The organism is Citrobacter sp. Cpo100, from assembly GCF_030332595.1.
GTDB lineage: Bacteria > Pseudomonadota > Gammaproteobacteria > Enterobacterales > Enterobacteriaceae > Citrobacter > Citrobacter portucalensis.
In genome coordinates this window covers 18,165-27,500 of the sequence record NZ_JAOWHM010000027.1, presented here as the reverse complement: position 1 = coordinate 27,500, position 9,336 = coordinate 18,165, and the positions used below count along the sequence as shown (strand labels likewise).

General features: G+C 50.6%; 11 protein-coding genes and 1 rRNA gene (1 of these 12 cut by a window edge). 5 read left to right on the top strand and 7 right to left on the bottom strand.

Annotated features, from left to right (window positions below; all coding sequences use genetic code 11):
• Window positions 1-153 (bottom strand): 16S ribosomal RNA (locus tag OGX96_RS05330); it reaches 1,389 nt to the left of the window's first position.
• A 474-nt stretch (window positions 154-627) separates the two neighbouring features.
• Between OGX96_RS05330 and OGX96_RS05325 the strand changes: the two genes are divergently transcribed.
• A complete protein-coding gene (locus OGX96_RS05325) occupies window positions 628-1,182 on the top strand; it encodes a gamma carbonic anhydrase family protein (protein ID WP_003031171.1) in 555 nt (184 codons plus the stop codon).
• Here OGX96_RS05325 and OGX96_RS05320 read toward each other — a convergent pair.
• Genes OGX96_RS05320 through dprA form a run of 6 tightly spaced genes read right to left on the bottom strand, consistent with a single transcriptional unit; the run spans window position 1,158 to window position 4,950 of the window.
• Window positions 1,158-1,415 carry a DUF1488 family protein gene (locus OGX96_RS05320; protein ID WP_008786281.1) on the bottom strand — a complete coding sequence of 86 codons (258 nt, stop codon included), beginning with the start codon at window positions 1,413-1,415 and terminating at the stop codon, window positions 1,158-1,160. The two genes, OGX96_RS05325 and OGX96_RS05320, sit on opposite strands and share 25 nt — an antisense overlap.
• A complete protein-coding gene (aroE, locus tag OGX96_RS05315; protein WP_032945163.1) occupies window positions 1,412-2,233 on the bottom strand; it encodes a shikimate dehydrogenase in 822 nt (273 codons plus the stop codon). Before aroE ends, OGX96_RS05320 begins: the two co-directional genes overlap by 4 nt.
• A gap of 1 nt (window position 2,234) precedes the next feature.
• Complete coding sequence (gene tsaC / locus OGX96_RS05310; protein ID WP_032945165.1) at window positions 2,235-2,807, bottom strand: L-threonylcarbamoyladenylate synthase type 1 TsaC; 573 nt, start codon at window positions 2,805-2,807, stop codon at window positions 2,235-2,237.
• Between the two features lie 4 nt (window positions 2,808-2,811).
• Window positions 2,812-3,354: a DNA topoisomerase family protein gene (locus tag OGX96_RS05305; RefSeq protein WP_032945167.1), complete on the bottom strand. Its 543-nt coding sequence runs from the start codon at window positions 3,352-3,354 to the stop codon at window positions 2,812-2,814.
• Window positions 3,355-3,380: 26 nt separating this feature from the next.
• Window positions 3,381-3,854: a DUF494 family protein Smg gene (smg, locus tag OGX96_RS05300; protein ID WP_003031162.1), complete on the bottom strand. Its 474-nt coding sequence runs from the start codon at window positions 3,852-3,854 to the stop codon at window positions 3,381-3,383.
• The gene (gene dprA, locus OGX96_RS05295) at window positions 3,826-4,950 is read right to left on the bottom strand and encodes a DNA-protecting protein DprA (protein ID WP_198803196.1); all 1,125 of its coding nucleotides are present in this window, start codon (window positions 4,948-4,950) and stop codon (window positions 3,826-3,828) included. Before dprA ends, smg begins: the two co-directional genes overlap by 29 nt.
• A 129-nt stretch (window positions 4,951-5,079) precedes the next feature.
• Between dprA and def the strand changes: the two genes are divergently transcribed.
• Genes def through trkA form a run of 4 tightly spaced genes read left to right on the top strand, consistent with a single transcriptional unit; the run spans window position 5,080 to window position 9,290 of the window.
• A complete protein-coding gene (gene def, locus OGX96_RS05290; RefSeq protein ID WP_286582365.1) occupies window positions 5,080-5,589 on the top strand; it encodes a peptide deformylase in 510 nt (169 codons plus the stop codon).
• A 14-nt stretch (window positions 5,590-5,603) separates the two neighbouring features.
• Window positions 5,604-6,551 (top strand): methionyl-tRNA formyltransferase, encoded by a 948-nt coding sequence (fmt, locus tag OGX96_RS05285; protein WP_198803194.1) that lies wholly within the window; start codon window positions 5,604-5,606, stop codon window positions 6,549-6,551.
• A 51-nt stretch (window positions 6,552-6,602) separates the two neighbouring features.
• On the top strand, window positions 6,603-7,892 hold the full coding sequence (rsmB, locus tag OGX96_RS05280) for a 16S rRNA (cytosine(967)-C(5))-methyltransferase RsmB (RefSeq protein WP_048236922.1): 1,290 nt from the start codon (window positions 6,603-6,605) through the stop codon (window positions 7,890-7,892).
• Window positions 7,893-7,913: 21 nt separating this feature from the next.
• Window positions 7,914-9,290 carry a Trk system potassium transporter TrkA gene (gene trkA / locus OGX96_RS05275; protein WP_003031153.1) on the top strand — a complete coding sequence of 459 codons (1,377 nt, stop codon included), beginning with the start codon at window positions 7,914-7,916 and terminating at the stop codon, window positions 9,288-9,290.
• The last annotated feature ends 46 nt before the right edge of the window (window positions 9,291-9,336 follow it).

The window sequence follows — 9,336 nt, the reverse complement described above, 5'->3', positions numbered from 1 at the left end:
GTTATCCCCCTCCATCGGGCAGTTTCCCAGACATTACTCACCCGTCCGCCACTCGTCACCCAAGGAGCAAGCTCCTCTGTGCTACCGTTCGACTTGCATGTGTTAGGCCTGCCGCCAGCGTTCAATCTGAGCCATGATCAAACTCTTCAATTTAAAAGTTTGATGCTCAATGAATTAAACTTCGTAATGAATTACGTGTTCACTCGTTGAGACTTGGTATTCATTTTTCGTCTTGCGACGTTAAGAATCCGTATCTTCGAGTGCCCACACAGATTGTCTGATAAATTGTTAAAGAGCAGTTGCGACGCGCTTTAGCGCTCTGTCGCGAGGTGGCGTATATTACGCTTTCCTCTTTCAGAGTCAACCCTCATTTTCAGGTTTTTCTCTTCAACCGAACCGGCTGTTTGCGTGAAGTGATTCACATCCGCCGTGTCGATGGAGGCGCATTATAGGGATCCCATTTTTTAGCACAAGTATTTTTTGGATCTTTTTTTCTGAATGCTTGTTTTTCACTCCTTTCGCTACATTCCTGCGCAATTTGGCTGATTTTTGATAGCTAAACCACTTGCACAGTCTCAATAATCCAACCAAAGTCTTCATTACTGCTCTATTTTCGTTGAGGTAAACATGTCTGATGTACTGCGTCCTTATAAGGATCTTTTCCCACAGATCGGAAATCGCGTGATGATCGACACCAGCAGTGTCGTCATTGGTGATGCTCGTTTGGCTGATGATGTCGGAATTTGGCCACTGGTTGCCATTCGTGGCGACGTTAACTATGTACAAATTGGTGCCCGTACAAACATTCAGGACGGCAGCGTTCTCCATGTCACACATAAATCCACGTCTAATCCGCAGGGTAATCCATTGATCGTGGGTGAGGATGTAACGGTCGGTCATAAGGTCATGCTACACGGCTGTATCATTGGCAACCGCGTATTAGTCGGCATGGGTTCGATTCTGCTGGATGGCGTGGTAGTAGAAGACGACGTTATGATTGGGGCTGGGAGCCTGGTTCCCCAAAACAAACGCCTGGAAAGCGGGTATCTGTACCTGGGAAGCCCGGTTAAACAAATCCGTCCATTAAGCGATGAAGAGAAGGCAGGCTTACAATATTCAGCTAACAACTATGTTAAGTGGAAAGATGAATATTTAAGTCAGAGTAACCACACCCAACCTTGAGCATCTTCCTGCTGGGCCTGGATCAATCCTTCAGCTTCTTCTTCCAGATCCCAGCGATGCTGTTGAAAGATTTCTAACCACTGTTCAGGCGTGTCGCCGCCAAAGCGGGACGCCAGCATCTCTCCAGATATGGCACATGTTAACTGCATACCATGAACCATCGCCGGAAACACAACGGCGTTGACATCCGTGCGCCATTCTTCTCGATCGGGAAACTGGATCGCCTGATTCATTCCGACAATTCCTGCTGCATGCTTTTAATGACGGGTTCAATCTGCGGCAAAACCCCATGCCAGAGTAAAACGGCGTGCGCTGCTTGCCCCACCAGCATACCCAGGCCATCAGCATATTGTTTCGCCCCATGTTCGGCACACCAGGAGAGGAACGGTGTATCTCCTTTCTGATAAAACATGTCATAACAATAGACAGATGGGTGAATAAGAGATGTCGGAATAGCCGGTATCTCACCGCTAATTCCGCTGGATGTCGCGTTAATAATCAGATCAAAACTGTAATTATCAAGCTCGTCCATTCCTACCGCCTGTACGCTGCCGGTATGGGAGAAGATTTGTGCCAACTCTTCAGCGCGCGAAGCGGTACGGTTAACAATAGTCACCGCACAATCCATAGAAAGAAGAGGTAATAAAACTCCACGGGATGCACCACCCGCACCAATCAGCAGAACTCGCGATCCGGGACGAATGAAAGATAAACGCTCAAGATCGCTCAACAAGCCGATACCATCCGTGTTGTCTCCCAGTAAACGCCCATCCTCCAGCCGTTTAAGGGTGTTGACCGCTCCAGCAAGCGATGCCCGCTCCGTTAGTTCATCGGCACGTGCAAATGCCTCTTCTTTAAAAGGCACGGTGACATTTGCCCCCTTCCCGCCCTCAGCAAAAAAAGCGTTCAGGGTATTCACAAAATCATTGATGGGTGCCAATACACGCCCGTAGGAGTGATCAATCTTCAGCTGCTCTGCAAATTGCTGATGAATAAAGGGCGATTTACTGTGCGCTATCGGATTACCAAAAACAGCATAGGCTTCTTTCATATTACCCCTGTCGAAACTGTTCACCTGTCAGAGCATCACGGATCTCCGAAGGATTCAAACGCCCCCCGGTCTCCCCTTCAACCACGGGAAAGTCTGTACCGAACTGTGCGCGAACTTCCTCTACCGTTCTGCAAGGCGGTAAGCCACTCAAATTAGCACTGGTAGAAACTAACGGTTTGCCATAAGCCTGGCACAACGCAACCACCAGTGGGTGATCGGTGACGCGAACAGCCAGAGAATCAAAGCGCCCGGTCAACCAGCGTGGCGTTGTCGCAAGCGCTGGGAAAACGAAGGTAACAGGACCAGGCCAACGGGCGAAAACAGCGTCACGTTGAGCATCGGTGAGCATGCTATCGTCGATATACGGTTTAAGTTGTTCAAAGTTTGACGCGATTAAAATTAACCCTTTATCGACCGGACGTTGTTTTAGCGCCAACAAACGGCTCACCGCCGTTTCGCTATCGGGGTCGCAGCCGACACCAAATACAGCTTCAGTTGGATAGGCGATGACTTTTTCTTGTTTCAGAACCGCTATCGCCGCAGCGATAGCGTCTGTGGGCAGGCTATTATTCACTTTTTTATTCCGCCGAAATCGGCTTTCCACATTGTTTACTGGCACAGAAATGCTTCACACCCTGCGCGGTTTTCTTTTCGATGAGAAGCGGATAATGACACTCAGGACATTCTCCGGCTAACGGTTTGAAGTTAATGACAAACTGGCACTCCGGATAGCGATCGCAGGAGTAAAAGGTTTTGCCATAACGGGAACGCCGCTGGACAAGATGACCAGTCTGGCATTGAGGACAGACTATTGCTGTATCATCAGGCTTGTCGATGAGTTCGGTGTGATCGCACGCAGGATAGTCACTGCATCCAATAAACATACCGAATCGTCCCTGTCTCAGCACCAGCTCGGCGCCACATGCAGGACAAAACTTACCCTCCAGAACTTTGACAATATGTCCGTCCGCGGAAGATTTCAGCGGACGAATGTAATCGCATTCTGGATAGTGTGAACAACCGAGAAACGGACCGTGTTTCCCGGAACGAATAACCAGTTCAGCCCCGCATTGTGGGCAGGGCTCGTTTTTACGCACCGTGAACAGTGCTGATTTAGCCATAACAACTCATACTGAATGAAGATTGATTAATGCAGCATACCTTCATTCACTTCAAAGAGTAATTCTTCCATTTGCTGATAGGCATTTTCACAACCTGGAATGTTGAATAGCACCATCAGAATCACCCACTTCAGGTCTTCCAGATCGAACTCTGCCGTATCCAGCGCGAGTACGCGCTCAATAACCATTTCTCGCGTTTCGAGGTTTAGCACCTGAATCTGCTCCAGGAATAGCAGGAATCCTCTACAGCTTGCATCCAGTCGATCGCACTCTTCCGCAGTATAAATACGTATAGAAAGAGGGTCCGATGCCAGCTGCATAGGTTCAGCAAGGCCATCCTGATAGTCAGCAAGTTTCTCCAGCCAAAGTAACGCGTTGTAAATGTCTTCACGATCAAAACCAGCGTCGGTAAGATCCCGTTCCAGTTTGTCCTGATCCACACGCAGCTCAGCTTCGTTATGGATATATGTCTCAAACAAATACATTAGTACGTCGAACATGGCATGCCCTCCTCAATCGGACATAGCCGCCGGGTACAGCTGCGATCCACCCTGCTAACTCCAGTTCGAGCAGTTGAGCCACTACCTCTGGCACAGGTTGGCCGGCACGTTCAGCGACGACGTCAACAGGTGTTACCTCATCTCCTACGTTAGCCAGGAGCTCAGGAAATGGCAATGCCACCTCTTCGTGATCTGGCGAATAAATTGATTTTTCAGGTTCATCTGGCAACCATTGCAGCCCATATTGCAAATTTTCAAGAATTTCCTCTGGTGTCGTCACAAGCATGGCTCCCTGCTGAATAAGCCAATGCGGGCCTTCACTTCCCGGGCTCCCAATCGGCCCAGGTAAAGCAAACACCTCCCGCCCTTGTTCCAGTGCACAGCGAGCAGTAACCAGCGACCCGCTACGCTGTGCAGCTTCGACAACCAGTACACCTTTACTTAGACCACTGATAATACGATTTCGTCGGGGAAAATTGCGCGGCAAAGGGAGCATATCTAATGGGAACTCAGACACCAGTGCGCCCCCAGCCTCAATAAGTCGCTCCGCAAGACGGATATGCTGTCGTGGATGAATGGTCTCAAGTCCATTTCCCAGCACCGCAATACTTGTGCCTTGTTGGTTTATCGCAGCATTGTGCGCCACGCCATCAATCCCCCGGGCCAGACCGCTGGTGATCGTCACCCCACATGCAGCAAGCTTTTCACAAAACAACCGTCCCCAGCGTTCGCCATACCATGAGTGTTGTCGACTACCGACAACGGCAACTTGAAATGAGTGGAGGCATGCGGGAGCTCCTGCAACAAAAAGCCCCCCAGGATAATCCTCAATAGCACGGAGCTGTGGCGGATAATGCTCGCTGTCGGCAACCACAAAGTGGTGGTTAGGCTGTTCAAGCCAGCGCAGCGTTTTTTCCAGCGTCAGATCTGAAAAGGTTAAAAAGCGTCTTGCCTGGCGTGGAGAGAATCCAGCCTGCAGGAGTACCGCATTGTTAATACACGGTTGAGTATTGAGCCAGTGAGCAACGCGCACTATCTCATCACCATACAGTTCATTCACTTGCGCTAAACGTAGCCAAATTTCGATTTGGGTCATCCCTGTTCCCCTGCCACAAGCAGTCCTGGCAATCTTTGCGATTGGTCACTGATGCTGTCAATCAGAGGGGGTTTTGTCTAGAATAGAGGTAATAATCTTTTCAACTCCTGAACACAACTCTGGATAACTATGTCAGTTTTGCAAGTGTTACATATTCCGGACGAGCGCCTTCGCAAAGTCGCAAAACCGGTTGAAGAAGTGAATGCAGAAATTCAGCGTATCGTTGATGATATGTTCGAAACGATGTACGCCGAAGAAGGTATCGGTCTGGCAGCAACACAGGTCGATATTCATCAGCGCATCATTGTTATTGATGTCTCTGAAAATCGCGATGAGCAGTTGGTACTCATTAACCCAGAACTGCTGGAAAAAGACGGCGAAACCGGCATTGAAGAAGGCTGTCTGTCTATTCCTGAACAGCGTGCGTTAGTACCGCGTGCAGAGAAAGTAAAAATTCGTGCGCTCGATCGCGACGGCAAATCTTTTGAACTGGAAGCCGATGGCCTGCTCGCTATCTGCATTCAACATGAAATGGATCACCTGGTCGGTAAACTATTTATCGATTATCTGTCTCCGTTGAAGCAACATCGCATTCGTCAGAAAGTTGAAAAACTCGACCGCCTGAACGCCCGAGCTTAAGGACAAGGATCAACGTGTCAGACTCACTACGTATTATTTTTGCGGGTACACCTGACTTTGCAGCGCGTCATCTCGACGCGCTGCTGTCTTCTGGACATAACGTCGTTGGCGTGTTTACCCAACCGGACCGCCCGGCGGGACGCGGTAAAAAGCTGATGCCCAGCCCGGTAAAAGTGCTGGCAGAAGAAAAAGGGATACCGGTCTTTCAACCCGTCTCTCTTCGCCCTCAGGAAAACCAGCAACTGGTTGCTGATTTACACGCAGACGTGATGGTGGTGGTGGCATATGGCCTGATCCTGCCAAAAGCCGTACTGGAAATGCCGCGCCTGGGTTGTATCAACGTTCACGGTTCCCTGCTTCCGCGCTGGCGGGGTGCAGCACCGATCCAGCGCTCACTGTGGGCAGGCGACGCCGAAACCGGTGTTACCATCATGCAGATGGATGTTGGCCTCGACACCGGTGATATGCTGCTGAAGCTGTCCAGCCCAATTACGGCAGAAGATACCAGCGGTTCGTTATATGACAAGCTGGCAGACCTGGGGCCTCAGGGGCTGATTGAAACGCTAAAACAGCTGGCTGCCGGTACAATAAAACCGGTGGTACAAGACGAATCACTGGTTACGCATGCAGAAAAACTCAGCAAAGAAGAGGCCCGTATCGACTGGTCGCTTTCGGCTGCTCAATTGGAACGCTGCATCCGCGCCTTTAACCCGTGGCCAATGAGCTGGCTTGAAATCGATGGTCAGCCAGTGAAAGTCTGGCAAGCTTCGGTTATTGCTGTAAACACCCAGGCCGAGCCAGGCACCATTCTAGAGGCGACAAAGCAGGGTATCCAGGTCGCAACAGGCGACGGCATTCTGAATCTTATCTCTTTGCAGCCTGCCGGTAAAAAAGCCATGAGCGCGCAGGATCTGCTTAATTCGCGCCGGGAGTGGTTCGTGCCCGGAAACCGTCTGGCCTGACGGTTCATCTCTTTAAGCCCGGTGTCTCCGGGCATTTTTATTTTTGCGCTTATGAAAAAACATCTTAATTTACGCAGTATGACGGCCCAGGCCGTCGAACAGGTTGTCGAGAAAGGACAATCACTAAGTAACGTGCTGCCCGCCATGCAGCAAAAAGTTGCCGATAAAGACAAAGCACTGTTACAGGAACTTTGCTTCGGCGTATTGCGTACACTCTCTCAACTGGAGTGGATGATCCAGCAACTGATGGAACGTCCAATGACGGGCAAACAGCGCACCGTTCACTACCTGATCATGGTGGGCTTCTACCAACTGTTGCATACTCGTATTCCAGCACACGCTGCGTTAGCTGAGACCGTAGAAGGCGCGGTCGTTATTAAGCGTCCACAGCTGAAAGGGCTGATCAACGGCGTACTGCGCCAGTTTCAACGTCGTCAGGATGAACTGCTGGCCGAGTTTGCGCAAAGCGATTTGCGCTTCTTACACCCTTCCTGGCTGGTGAAACGTATTAAGAGTGCGTATCCGCAGAAGTGGGAAGCCATTCTTGAAGCCAATAACCAGCGACCGCCGATGTGGCTACGAGTCAATCGTAATCACCATACTCGCGACGCCTGGCTAGACCTGCTTACCGAAGCGGGATTAACAGGTTTCCCGCATCCAGACTACCCGGATGCAGTGCGTCTGGAAACACCGGCTCCAGTTCACGCCCTCCCTGGTTTTGACGAAGGTTGGGTCACCGTTCAGGATGCCTCCGCTCAAGGATGCGTAAATTATCTGTTGCCGGAGGACGGTGAACAGATCCTCGACCTGTGCTGTGCACCGGGCGGTAAAACCACTCACATTCTGGAAGTTGCTCCGCTAGCTAACATCATGGCCGTCGATGTGGATGAAAAACGCTTATCGCGCGTTTACGACAATCTGAAACGTCTGGGCATGAAGGCAACCGTAAAACAAGGGGATGGCCGCTATCCACAGCAGTGGTGCGGTGAACAACAGTTTGACCGTATTTTGCTGGACGCCCCTTGTTCTGCTACCGGGGTGATCCGTCGCCATCCGGATATCAAATGGCTGCGCCGCGACCGGGATATTGCCGAACTTGCCCAATTGCAGGCTGAGATCCTGAATGCGACCTGGTCACATCTTAAATCTGGCGGCACGCTAGTGTATGCAACGTGTTCTATCCTGCCAGAAGAGAACCAGCAGCAAATTGCCGCCTTCCTGGCACGCACACCGGATGCGGTATTAAGCGAAACCGGTACGCCGGAAAAACCCGGACGTCAGAATTTACCGGGTGCGGAAGATGGCGATGGCTTCTTTTACGCTAAGCTAATCAAAAAGTGATGAGATAACGGGTCGCGACTGATGAAAATTATCATTCTGGGCGCAGGGCAAGTTGGCGGTACGCTGGCTGAAAACCTGGTCGGAGAGAACAACGATATCACGGTAGTCGATACCAATGGCGAACGCCTGCGCAGCCTGCAGGACAAGTTTGATCTCCGTGTCGTGCAAGGGCATGGTTCGCATCCCCGCGTATTGCGTGAAGCCGGTGCCGACGATGCCGATATGCTGGTTGCCGTAACCAGCTCAGATGAAACAAATATGGTTGCCTGCCAGGTAGCTTATTCACTGTTTAATACGCCTAATCGCATCGCCCGTATTCGTTCACCAGATTACGTTCGCGATGCCGACAAGCTGTTCCAATCCGATGCGGTGCCAATCGATCATCTGATTGCACCTGAGCAACTGGTTATCGATAGCATTTATCGCCTGATTGAATATCCGGGCGCATTGCAGGTGGTGAATTTTGCCGAAGGTAAAGTCAGTCTGGCAGTAGTAAAAGCCTATTACGGCGGGCCGCTTATCGGTAATGCGCTGTCAACAATGCGTGAGCATATGCCGCACATCGACACCCGCGTTGCGGCCATTTTCCGTCATGACCGACCGATCCGTCCGCAAGGTTCTACGATCGTTGAAGCGGGTGATGAAGTCTTCTTTATTGCGGCATCCCAGCATATACGCGCCGTAATGAGTGAACTGCAGCGTCTGGAAAAGCCGTACAAACGCATTATGTTAGTGGGTGGCGGTAATATCGGTGCGGGTCTGGCACGTCGTCTGGAAAAAGATTACAGCGTCAAACTGATCGAACGTAATCAACAACGCGCATCCGAACTTGCAGAGAAACTACAAAATACGATCGTCTTTTTTGGTGATGCTTCGGATCAAGAGTTACTGGCCGAAGAACATATCGATCAGGTCGATCTGTTCATCGCAGTGACCAACGATGATGAAGCAAATATCATGTCGGCGATGCTTGCCAAACGGATGGGTGCCAAGAAAGTAATGGTGTTGATCCAGCGCAGAGCATACGTCGATCTGGTGCAAGGCAGCGTGATCGATATTGCGATTTCACCGCAGCAGGCGACCATCTCCGCGCTGCTGAGCCACGTGCGTAAAGCTGATATTGTTGGCGTTTCTTCACTTCGCCGTGGCGTCGCAGAAGCCATTGAAGCCGTCGCACACGGGGATGAAACGACGTCGAGAGTTGTAGGGCGTTCAATTGATGAAATTAAACTTCCGCCCGGAACCATTATTGGCGCCGTTGTACGTGGTAACGATGTCATGATTGCCAACGATAACCTGCGCATTGAGCAGGGCGATCACGTAATTATGTTCCTGACAGATAAAAAGTTTATTACCGACGTCGAGCGACTATTCCAGCCAAGTCCTTTCTTCCTGTAATAATTTGGGCGCTAATACAGCGCCCTTTTTATTTCCCTTTATTTTT

Bases quoted from the DNA above. Each gene is read 5' to 3' on its own strand.
- OGX96_RS05325 (WP_003031171.1), top strand. From the start codon at position 628: ATGTCTGATGTACTGCGTCCTTATAAGGATCTTTTCCCACAGATCGGA.
- OGX96_RS05320 (WP_008786281.1), bottom strand. From the start codon at position 1,415: ATGAATCAGGCGATCCAGTTTCCCGATCGAGAAGAATGGCGCACGGAT.
- aroE (WP_032945163.1), bottom strand. From the start codon at position 2,233: ATGAAAGAAGCCTATGCTGTTTTTGGTAATCCGATAGCGCACAGTAAA.
- OGX96_RS05305 (WP_032945167.1), bottom strand. From the start codon at position 3,354: ATGGCTAAATCAGCACTGTTCACGGTGCGTAAAAACGAGCCCTGCCCA.
- smg (WP_003031162.1), bottom strand. From the start codon at position 3,854: ATGTTCGACGTACTAATGTATTTGTTTGAGACATATATCCATAACGAA.
- dprA (WP_198803196.1), bottom strand. From the start codon at position 4,950: ATGACCCAAATCGAAATTTGGCTACGTTTAGCGCAAGTGAATGAACTG.
- def (WP_286582365.1), top strand. From the start codon at position 5,080: ATGTCAGTTTTGCAAGTGTTACATATTCCGGACGAGCGCCTTCGCAAA.
- rsmB (WP_048236922.1), top strand. From the start codon at position 6,603: ATGAAAAAACATCTTAATTTACGCAGTATGACGGCCCAGGCCGTCGAA.
- trkA (WP_003031153.1), top strand. From the start codon at position 7,914: ATGAAAATTATCATTCTGGGCGCAGGGCAAGTTGGCGGTACGCTGGCT.